Origin of the sequence: Brevundimonas mediterranea, from assembly GCF_014196125.1 — a bacterium.
Taxonomy (GTDB): Bacteria; Pseudomonadota; Alphaproteobacteria; order Caulobacterales; family Caulobacteraceae; genus Brevundimonas; species Brevundimonas mediterranea.
Window position 1 is genome coordinate 1,296,333 of sequence record NZ_JACIDA010000001.1, and the last position, 18,471, is coordinate 1,314,803.

General features: G+C 66.9%; 22 protein-coding genes and 1 pseudogene. 5 read left to right on the forward strand and 18 right to left on the reverse strand.

Annotated elements, in window-relative coordinates:
- Positions 1-96: 96 nt before the first annotated feature.
- The 9 genes and pseudogenes from GGR11_RS06485 to GGR11_RS06525 all read right to left on the reverse strand — a co-directional run bounded on the left by GGR11_RS06485 (position 97) and on the right by GGR11_RS06525 (position 5,686).
- Positions 97-840, reverse strand: coding sequence for a flagellin (locus GGR11_RS06485; protein ID WP_183195913.1), 744 nt, complete (start codon positions 838-840; stop codon positions 97-99).
- 277 nt (positions 841-1,117) lie between these two features.
- The gene (locus GGR11_RS06490; RefSeq protein WP_183195914.1) at positions 1,118-1,930 is read right to left on the reverse strand and encodes a flagellin; all 813 of its coding nucleotides are present in this window, start codon (positions 1,928-1,930) and stop codon (positions 1,118-1,120) included.
- Positions 1,931-2,152: 222 nt separating this feature from the next.
- Positions 2,153-2,317: a hypothetical protein gene (locus tag GGR11_RS06495; RefSeq protein WP_221205095.1), complete on the reverse strand. Its 165-nt coding sequence runs from the start codon at positions 2,315-2,317 to the stop codon at positions 2,153-2,155.
- Entirely contained in the window at positions 2,307-2,786 is a 480-nt protein-coding gene (locus tag GGR11_RS06500) for a hypothetical protein (protein WP_183195916.1), read from the reverse strand. The genes GGR11_RS06495 and GGR11_RS06500 overlap by 11 nt, the downstream gene beginning before the upstream one ends.
- Positions 2,783-3,166, reverse strand: a complete 384-nt coding sequence (locus tag GGR11_RS06505) for a M15 family metallopeptidase (RefSeq protein ID WP_183195917.1) — start codon at positions 3,164-3,166, stop codon at positions 2,783-2,785. The genes GGR11_RS06500 and GGR11_RS06505 overlap by 4 nt, the downstream gene beginning before the upstream one ends.
- Positions 3,163-3,450 carry a hypothetical protein gene (locus GGR11_RS06510; RefSeq protein ID WP_183195918.1) on the reverse strand — a complete coding sequence of 96 codons (288 nt, stop codon included), beginning with the start codon at positions 3,448-3,450 and terminating at the stop codon, positions 3,163-3,165. Before GGR11_RS06510 ends, GGR11_RS06505 begins: the two co-directional genes overlap by 4 nt.
- The gene (locus tag GGR11_RS06515; protein ID WP_183195919.1) at positions 3,447-3,602 is read right to left on the reverse strand and encodes a hypothetical protein; all 156 of its coding nucleotides are present in this window, start codon (positions 3,600-3,602) and stop codon (positions 3,447-3,449) included. The genes GGR11_RS06510 and GGR11_RS06515 overlap by 4 nt, the downstream gene beginning before the upstream one ends.
- A 1,154-nt stretch (positions 3,603-4,756) precedes the next feature.
- Positions 4,757-5,080 (reverse strand): annotated as a pseudogene (locus tag GGR11_RS17000) (DUF2793 domain-containing protein); the annotation flags it as partial.
- A gap of 144 nt (positions 5,081-5,224) precedes the next feature.
- Positions 5,225-5,686 carry a DUF4112 domain-containing protein gene (locus GGR11_RS06525; protein WP_183195921.1) on the reverse strand — a complete coding sequence of 154 codons (462 nt, stop codon included), beginning with the start codon at positions 5,684-5,686 and terminating at the stop codon, positions 5,225-5,227.
- Positions 5,687-5,755: 69 nt separating this feature from the next.
- On the opposite strand from GGR11_RS06525, the gene GGR11_RS06530 reads away from it, so the two are divergent.
- Positions 5,756-6,709 (forward strand): endonuclease/exonuclease/phosphatase family protein, encoded by a 954-nt coding sequence (locus GGR11_RS06530; protein WP_183195922.1) that lies wholly within the window; start codon positions 5,756-5,758, stop codon positions 6,707-6,709.
- Here the strand turns inward: GGR11_RS06530 and GGR11_RS06535 are convergent.
- From GGR11_RS06535 to GGR11_RS06560, 6 genes are all read right to left on the reverse strand, one after another.
- On the reverse strand, positions 6,690-7,895 hold the full coding sequence (locus tag GGR11_RS06535) for a CCA tRNA nucleotidyltransferase (protein ID WP_183195923.1): 1,206 nt from the start codon (positions 7,893-7,895) through the stop codon (positions 6,690-6,692). The two genes, GGR11_RS06530 and GGR11_RS06535, sit on opposite strands and share 20 nt — an antisense overlap.
- Positions 7,892-8,554 (reverse strand): CoA pyrophosphatase, encoded by a 663-nt coding sequence (locus GGR11_RS06540; protein ID WP_183195924.1) that lies wholly within the window; start codon positions 8,552-8,554, stop codon positions 7,892-7,894. Before GGR11_RS06540 ends, GGR11_RS06535 begins: the two co-directional genes overlap by 4 nt.
- Positions 8,551-9,096, reverse strand: coding sequence for a DUF1285 domain-containing protein (locus GGR11_RS06545; protein WP_183195925.1), 546 nt, complete (start codon positions 9,094-9,096; stop codon positions 8,551-8,553). The genes GGR11_RS06540 and GGR11_RS06545 overlap by 4 nt, the downstream gene beginning before the upstream one ends.
- Positions 9,097-9,146: 50 nt before the next feature.
- Positions 9,147-9,644 (reverse strand): GNAT family N-acetyltransferase, encoded by a 498-nt coding sequence (locus tag GGR11_RS06550; protein ID WP_183195926.1) that lies wholly within the window; start codon positions 9,642-9,644, stop codon positions 9,147-9,149.
- 76 nt (positions 9,645-9,720) lie between these two features.
- On the reverse strand, positions 9,721-10,494 hold the full coding sequence (locus tag GGR11_RS06555; RefSeq protein WP_183195927.1) for an enoyl-CoA hydratase: 774 nt from the start codon (positions 10,492-10,494) through the stop codon (positions 9,721-9,723).
- Positions 10,491-11,573, reverse strand: coding sequence for an MBL fold metallo-hydrolase (locus GGR11_RS06560; RefSeq protein WP_221205096.1), 1,083 nt, complete (start codon positions 11,571-11,573; stop codon positions 10,491-10,493). Before GGR11_RS06560 ends, GGR11_RS06555 begins: the two co-directional genes overlap by 4 nt.
- Positions 11,574-11,696: 123 nt before the next feature.
- Here GGR11_RS06560 and GGR11_RS06565 point away from each other — a divergent pair, with 123 nt between their 5' ends.
- The 4 genes from GGR11_RS06565 (at position 11,697) to GGR11_RS06580 (ending at position 15,036) form a co-directional block, all read left to right on the forward strand.
- Positions 11,697-12,629 (forward strand): hypothetical protein, encoded by a 933-nt coding sequence (locus GGR11_RS06565; RefSeq protein WP_183195928.1) that lies wholly within the window; start codon positions 11,697-11,699, stop codon positions 12,627-12,629.
- A 103-nt stretch (positions 12,630-12,732) separates the two neighbouring features.
- Positions 12,733-13,530: an exodeoxyribonuclease III gene (gene xth, locus GGR11_RS06570; protein ID WP_183196400.1), complete on the forward strand. Its 798-nt coding sequence runs from the start codon at positions 12,733-12,735 to the stop codon at positions 13,528-13,530.
- Positions 13,531-13,533: 3 nt separating this feature from the next.
- Positions 13,534-14,049 (forward strand): hypothetical protein, encoded by a 516-nt coding sequence (locus GGR11_RS06575; protein WP_183195929.1) that lies wholly within the window; start codon positions 13,534-13,536, stop codon positions 14,047-14,049.
- An 81-nt stretch (positions 14,050-14,130) separates the two neighbouring features.
- Positions 14,131-15,036 (forward strand): cobalamin biosynthesis protein CbiG, encoded by a 906-nt coding sequence (locus tag GGR11_RS06580; protein WP_183195930.1) that lies wholly within the window; start codon positions 14,131-14,133, stop codon positions 15,034-15,036.
- 51 nt (positions 15,037-15,087) lie between these two features.
- On the opposite strand, the gene GGR11_RS06585 is transcribed toward GGR11_RS06580, so the two are convergent.
- The 3 genes from GGR11_RS06585 to halB all read right to left on the reverse strand — a co-directional run bounded on the left by GGR11_RS06585 (position 15,088) and on the right by halB (position 18,470).
- Positions 15,088-16,266, reverse strand: coding sequence for a carboxynorspermidine decarboxylase (locus GGR11_RS06585; protein ID WP_246331581.1), 1,179 nt, complete (start codon positions 16,264-16,266; stop codon positions 15,088-15,090).
- 10 nt (positions 16,267-16,276) lie between these two features.
- Positions 16,277-17,482: a saccharopine dehydrogenase family protein gene (locus GGR11_RS06590; protein ID WP_183195931.1), complete on the reverse strand. Its 1,206-nt coding sequence runs from the start codon at positions 17,480-17,482 to the stop codon at positions 16,277-16,279.
- Between the two features lie 310 nt (positions 17,483-17,792).
- Complete coding sequence (gene halB, locus GGR11_RS06595) at positions 17,793-18,470, reverse strand: anti-phage Hailong system nucleotidyltransferase HalB (protein ID WP_221205097.1); 678 nt, start codon at positions 18,468-18,470, stop codon at positions 17,793-17,795.
- Between the last annotated feature and the right edge of the window lies 1 nt (position 18,471).

The window sequence follows — 18,471 nt, forward strand, 5'->3', positions numbered from 1 at the left end:
ACTTCGTGATGGCCGGCGCCGTTTTGGCGCCGGGAGCGTTTTGCTCGGGGTTCAAGACCTATGGCCCGGCCGTCGAGACGACCGGGCCTCCGGGCCTTAGCGGAAGAGGCTCAGCAGCGTCTGGCTGGCCGAGTTGGCGATCGACAGCGCCTGCACGCCCAGTTGTTGCTTGGTTTGCAGAGCCGTCAGCTTGGCGCTTTCCTTGGCCAGGTCAGCGTCCACCAGATTGCCCACGCCGGCTTCAAGCGCGTCCTGATACTTGTTCACGAAGGTGATCTGGCGACCCAGCGACTTGGACTGGGTGCCCAGCGTCGATAGAGCGCCGGTGACGGTGGAGATGGCGGTATCGATCTTGGCGGTTGTGGCGTCTGCGCGAGCCTTGCTACCGCCGCTGACGTCAGTCACGCCGGCGACGCCCAGAGGCGTCGTCAGGCTGTTGACGCCGTCGAACGAGGCGCCGGAGATCGCAGAGGTGATTTCCAGGCTCAAGGCGTTATATTCCGCCAGATAAGAGGTCTCGGCGCTGGAACCGGCCGTCGAGGCCTGAATGCTGACCGCCAGACCCTTCATCTCTTCCAACGCGGTCGTGATCGTGTCGCCTGCGGCCAGCGCCACGTCGGTAATCGACTGGGTGCGTTGAAGACCCGAGCGGACCGCGTCCTGCGATGCGGCGGTGGCGCGTTGAGACGTGGCGATCGAGAAGATCGCGCCGCTGTCCTTGGCCGAAGAGACCTTCATGCCGGTGTTGATGCGGTTTTGAGTCCGCTCCAGCTCAGAGTTGGTCTTGTTCAGGTTCTGCAGCGCGATAGACGCGCCGTAGTTCGTATTGATGCTCGCCATTTTGGCGTTCCTTTCACTTCGTGAGATCCAACGCCATTTTGGCGAAGGGAGCTTTTTGCTCGGTGGGTAAGAAGCAATTGCCGGGCCAGAGGCGACGGCGAAATATCAGCGTAACTTATTGAAAAGTCGCGTTTACTATTGATTTACCCTCCCTGGATGCCCGGCAATATTTGCCGACTGAAGGCCATGATCCGGCAGAATTTGCCGAGCAGGGTCTAAAAATGTGGCGCGGCCGGCGACCGACCGCGCCCCGAAAGAGACGCGCCTGAAGGCCGCCTTAGTTCCGGAAGAGGCTCAACAGGGTCTGGCTGGCCGAGTTGGCGATCGACAGCGCCTGCACGCCCAGCTGTTGCTTGGTTTGCAGGGCGGTCAGCTTGGCGCTTTCCTTGGCCAGGTCAGCGTCCACCAGGTTGCCGATGCCGTTCTCGGTAGCGTCCTGCAGCTTGTTGACGAAGGTGACCTGACGGCCGACCGACTTGGACTGGGTGCCCAGCGTCGACAGGGCGCCGGTGATTTTGGTGATGGCCGCATCGACGACCGCCGTCGTCGCGGCTGCTGCGGTGATGGTCTGGCTGGTGATGGTGGTGATGTCGGTGTCCGCCGCCATGCCGCCGGCGACCGTGAAGCCGATGGCGGTGGTGCCGCCGCTGACGTCCTTGATCAGGTTCGTCGCGGTCGCGCCTGTCCACAGATTGACGCCGTCGAAGGTCGCGCCGGCCAGGGACGACGTGATTTCAGCGCCCAGCGCACGGAATTCGGTCAAGTAGGAGGTCTGGGCGGCGCCGGTGGAAGCGGCCAGGCTGACGGCCAAACCCTTCATCTCTTCCAGGGCGGCGGTCACGGTGTCGCCCGAGGCCAGGGCCACGTCGACGATAGATTGGCCGCGTTGCAGCGATGCCCGCACGGATTCCATGGCGCCCATGTTGGCGCGTTGGCCGGTCGCGATGGCGTAGATCGCGCCGCTGTCCTTGGCGGAGGAGACCTTCATGCCGGTGTTGACGCGATTTTGCGTCATTTCCAGCTGGGCGTTGGTCTTGTTCAGGTTTTGAAGCGCAATTGCTGCGCCGTAATTCGTATTGATGCTCGCCATTTTGGCTGCCCTCTTCACTTCTGTGCATGTACGACGCCGTTTTGGCGTCGGGAGCATTTTGCTCCGCCCTCCTAAGAGCAAAGGCGGGGCCACGCTGGCACGGCGAGAAAACCCAGGTGAACTTCTGATTTTGTTGAATTTTTCCAAATCAGCCGCACATCGGCTCGGCAACTTCCGTCGCGCGGCGGCAGAAGTTGCCGAGTCGTTTTTGCCGCTTTGCGGTCAGGGTCGGTCTTTCGCCGCCTCCGATATATGGGCGTCCTGCATGGCCCGCTCCGCCAGCAGGGTCTCCACCGCCAACCGCCTCGCCCCGTCGCAGGCCAGGATCTGGGCGCCGCGCTGCACATAGGCGGCGTCCAGGTCCCCGGCTGTGGGTTCAGCCGGCAAGATCGCCAGGGCGCACGGCCGCATCGCCGCCTCGGGCAGGCTGAGCCGCACCGGCGCAACCGTCGAGATCGGGAGCGAGCCGGCACAGCTCGCGGTCATGAGCGCGCAGATGATCGGCGCGGCGGCTTTCCAGAACAGTTTCGGCGTCATCGGCGCTCCTGGCCTGTGCGACGGCGGTCGCGGTCAAGCGGGCCGCCGTCGTCTGCTGTTGTTGAAAATCATCGAAACGGCGCAGCTGTTCGTCCGCCCCCTCGGCCTCGAGACGACGCGCCGCCGCCTGGGCGCGGGCGTCACGCTCGCCGGCCGCAGCCCGCGCCTCGGCCGCCGCCAACCGGTGCTGCTGCAGGTTCAGCGGGTCCCAGCGAAAGCCCAGGCCGCCCAGAAGCGTGGCCGCCAACCCCGCGACGACTCCCGCTACGGCGATCCAGCCGAGCGGCGTCAGCGCCTTCAGGATCGACACCGCCCTCATGGGAAAGCCCTTCGGTCCAGTTCGAAATGCGGGCCGTCGCGCAGGCTCTTCCAGTCGCCGCCCCAGACGAGGGGGGTCTTCAGCTCCTCAGCCGCCGTCTTGAAGGCCGAGGCGATGTGTCCGTACAGCGGCCAGTCCCAACGGACCTGTCCGTCGATCAGGGCCGCCACATCGACAGCGTGGCCGCTCAGATGGCGCGACCTCAAGGTTCGGCTGGCTCCGGCCTGGACCAGAGCCGCCTGCCGTTCAGGCGAGCGCAGCCCTTCCGTGATCATGAAATCAACGGGGCTGCGTGCGACCGCCGCCTCAACCACAGCCACCAGGGCGGGATGCACGCCCTTCAATCGCGCCCGGGAGCGGACGGACAGCGGCGTGCTCATGGCCGCCCCCCCGTCAACCGCACCCGCGCATTGGCGATGAGCGCCACCAGTTGCTCAGCCGTGGGCGCAACCAGATACAGAATCAGGATCAGGGCCAGCAGCCCCATCAGCCCATCGGTCATCTTGGGCAGCATCTCGGCCGGCATCCGCCCCACCGTCCGCATCAACAGCAGCCACAAACCAACGCTGACGGCGAAGGCGTACAGCCTGCGCCACAGCCAGCGTCCCTCGGCCAGGGTTCCGCCCTGGGGCCGGATCGGATCCGGCGTCGTCGATCTCGTCATTCCTCGTCCTCCTCGTCGAAGATTTCGGTCGCACACTGGCCGTCGAAGCCGGTCTGGGCGCGCCAGGCCGTGTCATTCAGTCTGTCGGGTGCGTCCCAGACCTCGGGCTCCAGCACCTCCACAGGCTCCGGTCGGTTCAGCCGCCGGCTCATCCGACAGCCGTGAGTCGAACCACGCCTCCCCCGCCCGCGCCGCCCGCGCCCGACAGGGTCAGGCCTGCCCCCCCGCCTCCGCCGCCCGCGCCGAACAGGCCGCCCGCGCCACCCGCTGTTCCCGCACCGACGGCGGAAGCGCCGCCCCCGCCGCCGCCGCCGCCGACCCAGGCCAGGTTTGGCGCCGACGAAGCCTGACCCGCCGCGCCGGCCGCCCCGCCGGGCGCCTGACGGACCGCCCAGCCGCCCGTACCGCCCTGACCGCCGGACCGCGCCACATCGCCTGTGCTCAACCCACCTCCTCCTCCGCCGCCGCCAGGGCCCTCGGGACAGGCGGTCTCGCCGCCGACGAAGGCCGTCGCCGTAATCGAACCGCCGCCACCGGCGTTTCCCGTCCGCAGGCCCTGCCCTCCTGCGCCTCCCGCGCCTGCCGAACCTGTTCCGCCGAGGCCGCCCGCCCCGCCTCCAGCCCGCAGCAGCAGGGTTCCGCCCAGGCTCACCGCGCTCTGCCCGCCCGCGCCGCCCAAGGCGCCCGCACCTGAGCCGGCCGTGCCCGCCACGCCGCCGGCTCCGACCCCGACGATCAGGGTTTCGTTCAATTCGGCGGCGGCCCAACAGGCCTCGCTCAATCCGCCCGCACCGCCGCCCCCGCCGCCGCAGCGCGCGGTTCCCGACGACCCCGCCATGCCCGATCCGCCGCCTCCACCGCCGCCGACACAGACCGCCTCGATCCACCGCGCCCACGACGGCGGCTCATAGGCGCCGTCGGCGGTGAAGACCGTCGTCTCCCGCCGCATCGCGCCCTTGTCGAACGTGATCCGCCCCGTTGCGCGATCCACCCCAAAGGCCCGCAGCCAGGTCGATCCGTCCGGACTCACCTTCAGGCTCAGGTTCTCGTCACCTGCCAGGCCCAGTTCCGCCCGGCCGCCGTAGCCGCTCTGGAACAGCAGCGACAGGACGTCCCCCGCCGCCTCCTTGTTCAGGGTCAGGCGCAGATCGCCGTCGCCGCCCTCGGCCGCGCCGCGGGCGGTGAACAGGGCGGTGTTGGTCTTGACCGCCAGCGGATTGGCGGCGTCCGCCGTCGTGCCGAGACCCAGCCGCGAGAGCCCCTGCACTTCGCCCAGCCACTGTCCCAACGGGCTCCAGCCCTCTTCGCCGCACACCACCACGACGGCCGTATCCAGCACCAGGGCGATCAGCCCCACCGGCGCGGCCACGACGCTCCAGCCGCCGCTCTCGAACCGCATCAGGGCGCCGGCGGGCCGGCCGCTCCACGCCGCTCCTGTTGCGCCTTGCGGCAGGATGTAGAGATCGCCGTCGAAGGGGGCGACCGGCTGGGTCGTCAGGGTCCGGCTGACCACCGCCGTCTGCAACAGAGCGTCCAGCCGCGTCAGGGCGACATTCAGGGTCACATGCTTCTGCATCTGACCGGCTGCGAGATAAGGCAGGGCTAGCCGCGCGGTGAAATCGTCGCTCATCAGGATCTCCGTTGTTGTCGGAGATCAGTCTGCGGGCGCGGTCAGGTCAGGCGGGTTGAACGGCGAATTTGTCATTCAACCCACGGTATAAGTTGAAGAAAATCGCCAGAATTAGGTGATCAGGGCGCCGCTGACGCCCGTAACTCAGTCGTGCAGATAGACGATGCGGCGCAGCTTCTTGTCGTTTCGGACCGTCTCCAAATGACGTTCGTGGTCGCCGCTGGCCTTGGCGTTGGCTTCGGAATCCTCGACCCAGTGGCTGGTCTCGATATCCTTCTGCAACGCCCTGGCCGCCAACAACTGACCGGGGAAGAAGGTGTCGACCACGTCGCCGGCGATCGGCACCGTGCCTGTCGCCGTATCCACCGCCATATAGGCCGCCATCCGCGCCAGGGTCGCCGGCGACGCCTTGGCGCGTACCGCCTGCATCACCAGCCAGGCCCCGGTTCCAACCGTATAGACCGTACCCACCACCGGGACCCAGGTCAGCAGTCCGTCCATGCCGATGCCGAACGGTCCTATGCCGATCACCCGGTCCGACAGCTTCTTGATCCCCTCGACATTGGACCAGATCTTCTCGATATCCGTGATGGACCGTCTGGCCATGTCGCGCCTCTCCAAGCGTCGCCCTAACGCGGTATAGCCGACACCGTTCACCAAGAAAGGCAATAAGCCATGTCCCTGCTGAAGGCGGCGAGCAATGCGGCGGCCAGCCTCGTTCTGATCGGCCTATCGGGCTTCGGCGTGGCCAGTCTCAGCGGGATCGGCCATCGATGGGTGGACATCCTGGCCCAGTTCACCGCCCCCGTCCTGCTGGCTGCGACGGCGCTGACCCTGGCCTGCCTGGTCCTGCGCCTGTGGCCGGCCTTTGTCGTAGGCGTGCTGGCCGGCCTTGTGTTGCTGGCCGCCGCCTGGCCCCAGTGGATGACGCCCCTTGGCCGCCCGCAGCCGGGCCAGCCGATAATCCGCCTGTACTCAGCCAATCTCTGGGTGGACAACACCGACGTCGCCGCGATCCGCCGATCCATCGCCGCCGCCGACGCAGACATCGTCGTTCTGGTCGAGGTCGGAGATGCGCCGTCGGACCGGCTCGACGAGGTTCTGGCCGGCTATCCCCATCGGGCGGTCATGGGCCGCATCGAAGACCCCAGCGGTCGCGCCCTGTCCATCGTGGCCTCGCGCTATCCGATCCAGGGCAAGCTGCCGTCGTTTCGCGATGATCTGGCGGCCATAGGCGCCGTCGTCGAAACGCCGATTGGGGCCGTCAATGTCTTCGGCGTCCACCTGACCCGCCCCTGGCCGTATCAGTATCAATGGGGCCAGATAAACCAGGTCATGGCCCTGACCGCACGACGGGAAAAGGCAGCGCCTCATCCGACCATCGTCGCCGGCGATTTCAACAGCGTGTCCAGCGCCCGGATCGGCCGTCAGATCCAGTCCGACATGAACCTGTTGCCCGCGCCCGGCTTCCCCGGCACCTGGCCGAACCGCCTGCCCGCCTTCGCCGGCATCACCATCGATCAGGTCTATCGTTCGCCGGACCTGGCCCTGATCAGCCGCCGCATCGGCGAACCGACCGGGTCGGACCACTATCCGGTCGTCACCGAATTCACGCGGGCGACGCCATAGCGGCCTTCAGCCGCCCCTCGTGACCGTCCGAGGGAAAATCGTCGGCGATCCAGCCCTCTTCGAAGGCGTTCAGAACACGGCCCGTCTCCGGGCCAGGCTTCAGGCCCAGTCGGGCCAGGTCCCGCCCGCCCACCGGCATTTTCGGCGGCGTCCACCCAGCCGCCAGCCGTCGCAAGGCCGCGCCGTCGCCGCCTGCCGCCTCGGCCCGTGTCAGCCGATCCTCGAAGGCGTCGCGTCCCAGCCGATAGATGGCCGCCCGCGCCTCGACCTCGGTCATGTCGGGCGCCACGACCGGCCCCTCCGCAACAGCCGCCGCCAGCCGGTCCCGCATCCCGTTCGACAGCCGCAGGCTCCCCGCGATCCTCACGACTGCGCCCTCATCCGCCGGCAACAGGGCTGACAGACGCAGCACGGGATCGCCTGTCAATCCGCACATCGCCTCGAACAGGTTCAGCGGCTGCGTCTCGGGCAAGACCTGGCCCAGAACGCCCGTCTCGGCCATCGCCCGCACCGTAGATCGTGGATCGCGCGCCGCCAGCAGTTTCAGCAATTCCTTGGACACCCGTTCGGCCGACAGTTGCGCCATCCCGGCCTTCAGCGCCGCACAGGCCGCCAGCCCGGTCGCATCGGGCTCGCCCCGCCCGTACCAGGCCTGGAACCGGAAGAAGCGCAGGATGCGCAGATAATCTTCTCGGATCCGCGTTTCGGCCTCGCCGACGAAGACGATCCGGCCCTCGGCCGCATCCGCCAGGCCGCCGCCGGTCGGGTCGAACACCGTGCCGGCCGCATCGGCGTACAGGGCGTTCAGGCGGAAGTCCCGCCGCGCCGCGTCCTCGGCCCAGTCCTCGGTGAAGGCCACGACTGCTCGCCGCCCGTCTGTCTCAACGTCCCGGCGCAGGGTCGTGATCTCATAGGGCTTTCGCTCGGACACACCCGTGACCGTGCCATGCTCCAGCCCCGTCGGCACGGCCTTCAGCCCCGCGGCCTGCAAGGCCGCCATCGTCTCTTCGGGCCTCAATCGGGTGGCGATGTCGATGTCGTCCACCGGCTGGCCCAGCAGACTGTTCCGCACGCAGCCGCCGACGAACCGGGCGCAGTCGGGGCCGCCGGCCGCCTGCAAGGCGGCCATGACCGCCCGTGTGGCCTTGGCCTCCAGCCAGGGCTGGCCCAGCATGGACACGGTCATGCCGCATCCTCCTCAGCCGCGAGTTCGGGCGCCGTCTCGTCGCCGTACAGCCGGACATGCAGCGCCTTCAGGATCCCGGCCGTCACGCCCCAGATATAGCGTTCCCCCCACGGCATGGCCCAGAACCAGCGCCGCAGTCCCTCGTCCATGTCATAGAAGTCCTGGCGGTGGTTGGCCGCATCCATCAGAAAGTCCCACGGCGTCTCGAACACCTCGGCCACTTCGGCCGGCGCCGGCGTCGTGACCGGCGCCTCGTGCAGCCAGCCGATCACGGGCGTGACCAGAAACCCGGTGCCGGTCTCATAGGCGTCGGACAGGCCCAGCACCTCGACCTTCGCCGGGTTCAGCGCCACCTCCTCGTCCGCCTCGCGCAACGCCGCCTGGACCGCGGTTTCGCCGGGATCCAGGCGTCCGCCGGGAAAGGCGATCTGCCCTGTATGCCGCACCAGGGTGTCGGCCCGCCGCGTCAGCAGCACCGTCGCCCCCTCGGGCCGCGCCACCACCGGGATCAGCACCGCCGCCGGCCGCAACTCCCGCATCGGCCGCGCCGCCTTGGGGTTCAGGTCGAAGTCGGACCGCGCCGCCAGCCCTTCCGGACGCCAGGCTTCGACCGGGTCCAGCCGCTGGACCAGCCGGTTCCTCAAGGTCGCCAGGGTCACGCCACAGCCCCCAGGGAAAACGCCCGCCCGCCGGACCGCACCACCAGCCGACCATCGACCTCCTCGGCCATCTCGACCAGTTCGTAAAACACGGAGCGCGTGATCCGCGCCCACAGGTCGCGGCGCACATGCACGCGCGGCGCCGGCTCGCCCGTCTCCGGATCGGTCTCCACCACAATCGCGTCGGTCTCGCCCGCGCGCGTTTCGTCGCCGACGTCGGTGGTGAAGATCAGGTCGTCGCCGTCCCGCCGCACCGCCACGGCCCGAAACGGCAGATCCTCGACCGTGATCTTCAGCTTCTCGACCGGCGTGACCAGATGATAGCCGTCCGGGTCCTTGCGCAGCACGGTCGAGAACAGCCGCACCAGCGCCTCGCGGCCGATGGGCGATCCCTCGTGCATCCAGACGCCGTCGCGTCGGATGACGATGTCGATCTCGCCGCAGTATTCGGGGTTCCACAGGTGGACCGGCGGCAGGCCCCGCCCGGGCGCCTGTTTCGCCGCCTCGACGATCGCTTTCAGTCCCGGCTTCTGGTCATCCATGTGCGTCATATCGGACCATGACTTAGGCCCCGCCAAGGCCCCGCGAAAGATCAGCCGATGCGAACAGGCCCAGAGACGGTCTCGACGCCCGTCGCCAGCCACAGCACTCGACGACGATCCACCGGCCCCGGCATCTCGGCTTCGGGCGCGCCGACGAAGCCGAACCGTTCGAAATAGGCCCGGTCGCCCACCAGCAGCACGCCGCCGACCGCCAGGGTCCGCGCTCGGTCCAAACAGGCCTGCACTAGTTCGGCGCCCAGGCCGTCGCTGCGACTGGCGGCGTCCACGGCGATGGGGCCCAGGAACAGACCCGGCGTCTCACCGATCAAGACCGGCCACAGCCGTACCGAACCGACGATGCGGCCGTCCCGGCGCACGACGAATCCGGCCGCTGGGCGCGAACCCTCGCGCAGTCGCTCCGCCGTCTTGGCGAAACGACCCGGCCCGAAGGCGGCCAGAACCAGGGCCTCCACGCCGTCGGCGTCGGCCGGGATCTCGGCGTCGATACGGCCGGCGACAGCGGCCGTCTGGGCAAGGGCGTGCGACATGGGCGCTCCAGAAAGAGGCGCGCGCACCTAGAACCAAAGCTGCGCCAAATCAAGGCGCAGTCTTGTGACGTTGGCGTCAGCCCAGCTTGGAAAAGTCTGGCGCCCGCTTCTGGGTGAAGGCCATAAAGGCTTCCATGGCCTCCGGGCTCTTCATCTGCGAACCGAAAGCTTCGCCCTCGCGCTGCATCAGCGCCCACAGGCCCTCGGCGTCGCGCATCAGCCGTTTGGTCTTGCGGAGGGAGTTGGGCGCGCGGGCCGCGACACGGGCTGCAAGGTCCGCCGCAGTCCCCTCGACCTGATCGGCCGGAACCGCCCGGTTCGCCAGGCCCCAGGCCACGGCCGTCTTGCCGTCCAGCGGCTCGCCCAGGGCGAACATCTCGAACGCCCGTTGATGGCCGATCACGGCCGGCAGCAACAGGCTGGACGCCGCCTCGGGCGCCAGGGCCAGGTTGACGAAGGGCACGGACAGCAGGGCGTCCTCCGCCACCACCACCAGATCGCAATGCAGCAGCATGGTCAGGCCGATGCCGACCGCCCGCCCCTTCACCGCCGCCACCAGCGGCTTGTCGAGATCGGCCAACGCCTTCAGGAAGCGGAACACCGACATGTCGAACGGCTTTTCGGTCTGCGACCCGATGGCGATGAAATCGCCGATGTCGTTGCCGGCTGAGAAGCTGTCGCCTTCGGCGCGCAGCAGCAGCACCCGCACTGCGTCGTCGGTGCGCGCCTGTTCGACCGCTTCAGACAGGGCCGAATACATGGCCTGGGTGATGGCGTTCTTCTTGTCGGCCCGGTCCAGCGTCAGGGTCAGGACGCCGTCGGCCAGTTGGGTGCGGATATGTTCGCTCACGTCGTTTCCTCGTCCCGTTTGACGGCTGTCCACCAGTCGACGCCGTTCTCGTCTCGCGTCCGCTGGGCGCGGCCGCGTCTTTCCAGATAGTTCAGGTGCGCCTGGGCCTCGCCCGTGGCCATGCCCAGCACCCCGTCTCCGACCGCCCGACCGAACACGGCCGGGAAGCCGTCGATCACCCTAGACGGTTGACGCAACGTCCGCTCAAGCCGTTTCAGCGCGACTTCATGCCCGCGTTTCAGCGCGTCCAGCCTGGCGTGAACACCGTGGAAGGGTTCGCCGTGCGCCGGCAGAACGAATGCGCCCTCAGGCAGCAGGTCCCGCAGCTTCTCCAAGGAGTCCATCCAGTCGCCCAAAGGATCGGCTTCAGGCTCGGTCGGCCAGACCGAGATATTGGATGAAATCCGGGGCAGGATCTGGTCTCCGGCGATGAAGACATCATCTGATCGTCGCCAAAGGCAGACATGTTCGGGGCTATGGCCGGACCCGACCACCACCGTCCAGTCGTCGCCGTCGATCTGGATCACATCCTCATCCGACAGCCGCAGATAGCTGCGCGGCATCGGCGACACCCCCTTGGCGAAACCGCCATAGTCCGCGCGCCAGCGATCGATCTGAGCCTCGCTCCAGCCCGCAGCGCGATAATAGCGTTCACCGTCTTCGGGCGCATCGCCGCCCTCGGCCATCAACATCCGGGCGGTGACATATTCCAGCCGCGACATCAGCAGGGGCGCGCCGCTGCGCGCGCACAGCCAACCCGCCAGGCCGATGTGGTCGGGGTGCATGTGGGTGCAGATCAGCCGGTGGATCGAGCGCGCTTCCAAAGGTCCGGCCAGCGCCTCCTCCCACGCCGCCACGGCGTCCGGCGTCCGCAGTCCCGTATCGACGACCGTCCAGCCGTCGCCGTCACGCAGGACATAGACGTTCACATGGTTCAGCTGAAACGGCAGGGCGAACCGCAACCAGAACACCCCGCGCGCGACCTCGACCGCCACGCCGGGCACGGGCGCATCGGGCATGGGATAGGTCAGGCCTCGCACCTCCATCCCCTGGTTCAGGGCCGCTGCATCGTCCGCCAAGTGCGTCTCCAATAAAAACGATCAAACCTTAGTCAGGTCTTGCCCACGCCGTCCACAGCCGCCTTGACCCCGCCCGATTAGACCGCCACGAAGCCTTCAGCCGTTCCCAACCGAAGGTGTTCCATGAAAGCCCGCATCGCCGCCGCCCTCGCGGCGCTCCTGTTCAGCGCCATATCGGTCGCTCCCGCCTTCGCGCAACAGGAGCGCGGCCCCGACAACCAGCCTGCCACCGTTCAAAGCTCCTCGCGCGCCTCGGCCTCGCGTCAACGCCGCGAACGCCGCCCCCCCGCCCCGACGGCCGAGCAGATCCAGGCTGCCGCGCAGGAACAGGCCACCCTGGCCAACACCGGATGCCAGGTCAGCGAATCCAAGCTTCTCGGCCAGACGACCGCCAACACCACAGTTTATGAAGTCGCCTGCGCCGCCGGTCCGGGCTTCATCATCGAAGCCAAGACCCCGCCCGAGGCGGCCAGCTGCATCCTGCTGGCCCATTCGGCCGAAACCCTGCGTGCGCGTGACCCGGCCGCCGACCCTGGTCCCCAGTGCACGATCGCCGCTAACACCGACACGCAGAAATTCCTTCGCGAGTACGCCGTCCAGGCAGGCGTCGCCTGCACGGTCGATCAGGTCAAGGTTCTGGGCAAGGCCAACGACGGCGGCGTCATGTACGAAGCCGGCTGCTCCGACGGCGCCGGCTTCTGGCTCAAGCAACTGAACGATGCCTGGACCAAGACCCCCTGCATCCAGGTGCTGGCTGAAAATGGAACCTGCGCCTTCACCACCACGGCTGAGAACGCCGCTTTGGTGAAGTCCTATTTCGCAGGCTCTGAGGCCGCGTCCTGCGACGTGACCGAGGCTCGTCTGATGGGCCGCAACGCCAACGGCGTCTTCTATGAAGCCAAATGCGCCGCCGGCGACGGCGTCATCGCCCGTCTGAACACCGAGACCGTTGTGCAGCAGGTCTATCCCTGCGCCACCGCCCAGCAGATCGGCGGCGGCTGCAAGCTGACGCCGGCTCCGACCACCGCCCCGGCGCCCGCCGGCGGCCGTCCGTAGCGACCACTGCGGAACCGACGAAGGGCCGTCGGAGCGATCCGGCGGCCCTTTTGTTTTGCGCGGCCTCTTTTCCGAAACCGTGACGCGCCCTACCGTCGCCGTCATGCGCATCGCCACCTGGAACGTGAACTCGGTCAACGCCCGCCTGCCCACCGTGCTGGCCTGGCTGGAGCAGGCCGCCCCCGACGTCGCCTGTTTCCAGGAGATCAAATGCGTGGACGAGAAATTCCCCCGCGAGGCCTTCGAGAGCCTGGGCTACAACGTCGAGACCCACGGCCAGAAGAGCTACAACGGCGTAGCCATGCTGTCGAAATACCCGCTGTCGGACATTCGGCGCGGCCTGCCTGGCGACGAGACCGACGAACAGGCCCGCTATCTGGAAGCCATGATCGAGGCGCCCCGGCCGCTCCGGGTGGCGTCCATCTATCTGCCCAACGGCAATCCGATCGGGACCGAGAAGTTCGACTACAAGCTGGCCTGGTTCGAGCGGCTGAACCGCCACGCCCGCGACCTGCTGGCCTTCGAGGAGCCGCTGGCCCTGTGCGGCGACTATAACGTGATCCCTGAGGCTGAAGACGCCAAGAACCCGGCCGCCTGGACCGAGGACGCCCTGTTCCAGCCGCAGAGCCGTCAGGCGTTTCGCGCGCTTAAGAACCTGGGCCTGGCCGACGCGCACGAGGTCGGCGGCGAACCCGCCGGGACCTACAGCTTCTGGGACTATCAGGCCGGCGCCTGGCAGAGGAACCACGGCATCCGCATCGACTTCGCCCTGCTGTCGCCCCAGGCGGCGGACCGTCTGCGCGGGATCGAGACCCATCGCGACGCGCGCGACATGGACAAGCCCAGCGACCATGTGCCGGTGGTGGTCGATATCGACCTGTCGGCCGGGACGGAGGCCTGAGCCATGGCGGAGGTCGTGCGGGTGATCCTGCTGATCGCCTTGGCGGCGGCCCTGCTGACGACCCTGGCTCTAGCCCTGTCCTGGTGGATGGAGCCGCCCCGCCGCATCCGCCGCGCCCTTCTGAAGGCCCTGGGCGTCCCGCCTGAGGTCGAGGCCGTTTCGCCCCGCGAAGGCCGGGCCTGCGCGCTGAATTTCGACATCGAACAGGTGGTAGTTCTGTGGGCCAACGGCGCCCACGGCCTGGCCTACGCCTTCGAGGAGGTCGAGGGCGGCGAGATCATCGTCGACGGCCATGTGGTCGCCCGCATCCGCCGCAGCGAGGCGCGCAAGGCGCTGGACGTGCTGGCGCCCGACGCCGAACAGGTGGTGCTGCGGCTGATGTTCGCAGACGCCCGCCATCCCGAGTTCGAACTGGCCCTGTGGGACGCCGCGCTCGCGGGCGAAACCGGCTCGCCGGGCGAGGCCCTGCGGCTGGGCCGGCGGTGGCTGTCGCACCTGGAAGCCCTGTTGAAGAGCTGACCGCCCCCCTTCCGATTGGGCGGCGAGAGGTCTAGAACCCCCGCTCATTCCTATCGACACGCCTTTTTACGGGAGGCCGCCTTGGCCCGCCTATTCGACGCCTATGTCGTCGCCGACTGGACCGCCGCCGAAACCAAGAAACTCGGCGACACCTCGCTGTGGATCGGGGTGGCGAAGCGCGACGTGCGGTTCCGCCTCTATACCGAGACGCACAATGTCGCGACCCGGGCAGAGGGCGAGGCCCTGCTGGCCTCGATCCTGGCGGATCACAGAAAGCGCGGCGACCGGGTTCTGGTCGGTCTGGACTTCAATTTCGGCTATCCGGTCGGCACGGCTGCGCGGCTTAAGCTGGACGGAACCCCTTGGAATTCCATGTGGAAGTTCATCGCGTCCAATGTCGTGGACAAGGCCGATAATACGAACAACCGCTACCAGGTGGCGGCCAAGATGAACCGGCTGATGACGGACGAGGCCTGGCCGCTGTGGGGCGCGCCGGCGAAACAGGCGCAGCGCTGGCTGACCACGACCAAGCCGCCGGTCGGCGCAGGCGCCGACATCCCCGAGTTCCGGGCGACCGAGAACGCGGCGCGCAATGGCAAGCTGCAGCCCAAGAGCGTGTGGCAGATGCACGGGGCGGGCGCCGTGGGCGGCCAGACCCTGGTGGGCATCCCGGCCGTGCGCAGGTTGTTGGAAAGTCTGGGATCTTCCGGCGCCGTCTGGCCGTTCGGCACCGGCTGGCGCGAACTGGCGCCCGAGGATGTCGAGCCCCTGTCGGCCCTGGTGGTCGAGGTCTGGCCCTCGATGTTCGACGGCAAACCCAATGAGGGCGAGTTCAAGGATCAGGCCCAGGTCCGTTCCACCGCCGAGGCCCTGGCGCGGATGGACGAGGCCGGCGACCTGGCCAAGGCCTTCGGCCCGCCCAAGGACGCAACGCCCGAGCTGATCGCCCAGGTCGAGCAGGAGGAAGGCTGGATTCTGGGGGTCTGAACCTGGAGAAAACCTCGACAAATTCTGGAGAATTTGTCGAGGTTCTATCGGTCAGGACAGGCGGTCGCGGAACTCGGAATAGTCGAATTCGCGGACCAGTTTCAGCGCGTCGGTGTCGCTGTTCCACAGGGCGATCGCCGGCAGCGGCACCCCGTTGAAGGTGTTGGTCTTCACCATCGAATAGTGGGCCTGATCCAGGAAGGCGATGCGGGTTCCGGCGGTCGGCGCAGTGGCGAAGCCATAGTCCCCGATGATGTCGCCGGCCAGGCACGAAGGACCGCCCAGGCGATAGGTCACGCCCGCTTCGGCCTCGTTCAGCATGGCCGGGCGATAGGGCGCCTCGATCACATCCGGCATGTGGCAGGTCGCCGATATGTCGGTGATGGCGACGTCCATGCCGTTGTGGAAGGTGTCCAGCACCTCGCCCACCAGGATGCCGGCGTCCAGGGCCACGGCCTCACCCGGCTCGATATAGACCTGCAGCCCGTGGGTCTCGCCCAGGCGGCGCAGGAAGGCGGCCAGGTCGTCGATCCGGTAGTCGGCGCGGGTGACATGGTGGCCGCCGCCGAGGTTGATCCACTTCAGATCCGGCAGCAGGGGCGCCAGCTTGGGCTCCACCGCCGCCCAGATCCGCTCCAGCGGCTCGAACCCCTGTTCGCACAGGGCGTGGATGTGCAGGCCGTCGACGCCGTTCAGGTGCTCCGGCTTCAGCTGCGACACCGGGAAGCCCAGGCGCGAGCCCAGCTGGCAGGGGTCGTATTTGGCGACCTCGGCCTCGGAATGCTCCGGGTTCAGCCGCAGGCCGATGTCGAACACCTGGCCCTCGGCGCGCGCGGCGGCGATCAGGTCGGCGAAGCGGGCGATCTGGTCCGGGGCGTTGAAGATGACCGTATCCGACAGACGCAGGATCTCGGGCAGATCGGCGGGCTTGTAGGCCGGGGAATAGGTGGTCAGGTGGCCGTCATAGAACTCCCGCGCCAGCCGCGCCTCCCACAGGCCCGAGGCGCAGACGCCGTCGAGGTATTCCCCGACGACATGGGCCAGCGACCACATGGAGAAGGCCTTCAGGGCCAGCAGGACCCGAGCGTTGCCGCGCGTCCCGACGTCCTGAAGGACCGACAGGTTGCGACGCACCGCGACCTCGTCCACCACGAAGGCGGGCGACGGGACGCGGTTCAGATCGAACCGGGCGAAGGCGCCCGGTCCGCCGGCCTGGGTCTGCATGACCATGGGCGTATCCTCAGAAGTCCAGCGGAGCGGACAGTTCCTCGACCGTCCACGGCAGGCCGTGCTTGTTCAGCATGTCCATAAAGGGATCGGGATTCAGTTGTTCAATGTTGAACACCCCCTCGCCCTTCCACTGGCCGGTCAGCATCAGGGCCGCGCCGATCATCGCGGGGACGCCCGTGGTGTAGCTGACGGCCTGGTTGCCGGTCTCGGCATAGGCTTCCTGGTGGTCGCAGATGTTCTTGACGTAGACCGTCTTGGCCGCGCCGTCCTTCTGACCGGTGGCGATGGTGCCGATATTGGTCTTGCCCTTGGTGATCGGTCCCAGAGACGAGGGTTCCGGCAGCAGGGCCTTCAGGAACTCGATCGGGATGATCTCGCGGCCCTGGAACATCATCGGCTCGATCGAGGTCATGCCGATGTTCTCGAGCACTTCCAGATGCTTGAGATAGGAGTCGCCGAAGGTCATCCAGAAGCGGATGCGCTTGATTTCCGGATAGAATTTGGCCAGCGATTCCAGTTCCTCATGATACATGAGGTACATGTTCTTGGGCCCCACGCCCTCGAAGTCGAAGGTCTGTTTGCGGCTCAGGGCCGGACCCTCGACCCACTGGCCGTCGGCCCAGTGACGCGACGGGGCGGTGACTTCGCGCAGATTGATCTCGGGGTTGAAATTGGTCGCGAACGGCAGGCCGGTGTCGCCGCCGTTGCAGTCCAGGATGTCGAGCGTCTCGATCGAATCCAGCAGGTGCTTCTTCGTATAGGTGGTGAAGACCGAGGTCACGCCGGGGTCGAAGCCCGAGCCCAGCAGGGCCATCAGACCGGCGGCCTTGAAGCGGTCCTGATAGGCCCACTGCCACTTGTATTCGAACTTGGCCTCGTCGCGCGGCTCGTAGTTGGCGGTGTCGAGGTAGTTCACGCCCGCGGCCAGGCAGGCGTCCATGATGGCCAGGTCCTGGTACGGCAGGGCCAGGTTGACGACCAAGGCCGGTTTGACCGCCTGGATCAGGGCCGTGGTCGCCGCTACGTCGTCGGCGTCGATCGCCGCCGTGTCGATGGTCACGCCAAAGCGCGACTTGACGGATTCGGCAATGGCGTCGCACTTGGACTTGGTGCGGCTCGCCAGAGTGATGTGCGAGAAGATGTCCGCATTCATCGCCATCTTGTGGACGGCGACCGAACTGACGCCGCCGGCGCCAATGACCAGCACCCTGCTCATGTGTGCTTCTCCTGAAGACTGAAATGCTCTGGCGACATCGCCGCCCTTATAAAGGGCGGGGCTCTTAGCACGATGATGACAGGACCGCTAATGTGGGGAAATTGATGTCGAGGCCGTCTCCCCCGGACGAAGCCGCCGCCGCGCCCGCATCGTCTGCCTGGAGTTCTCCATTGCAGTCACCGGGCAAGCAGTTTGGCATACAGAAAGTGAATCTGGAGCGAGCTAGATGCGCTCAGATAAGCCAACGCTATTTATATAATCAGCTAAAAATATATTCCTAAAGAAAGGATGTTAGGCAACCAGCTCGATATCAAAGATAGATTAGCAAACCCATATCGGATATGGCTTCACCTTCCTCGAGTATGCGCACCGAATCTCTCCCTATGCCGCCTTGAGTCATAAGTTGATCACGCAATGCTTGGCCTGATAAAGGGACTCGAATTGATTTATTCAATTTTTCAAGTACCTCAAGCCCGATTTGTCGGCACGCTTCGAACGAGGCTACCTCACGACCATTGATCAGGGCAGCCACGCCCGCAATCTCAGATTGCTTCTCAAGGATGTCGGAGTCGAATTGGGGCGCGCCGACGCGAGTGGAGTGAGCGATTAATACGGTCCGTAATGCCCAGAAGAACCGACGGCGAACGGCAAAGTTGGCTCCCCAATCCTTATCAAGCAGAAGCCTCATGACTAGGGCGCCGAGTGTTACCTCGTCCTCATAGTTCGACTTAGCAACGAATAGACCGCGCAAGCGACCGAGGAAGTCGTCGGAGTCCTCCAGTGCCAACCCTTCAAAAGCGACATGGTAGGAAAATAGCGTCCCAGCCCTAGCGCTCTTCTCAAGCCAGCTCTGCGGGTAGCGGTGAAGGCTTACGCCTTGTGTAGCGGTGGGTGCGAGTAGCTCGTTGTCGGGCAACGCCAGCAAAAGGTCGACGTCAGAGTCCGTCCGAGCCTCGCCGCGCGCCCTGCTACCGTAAAGGAGGAGCACT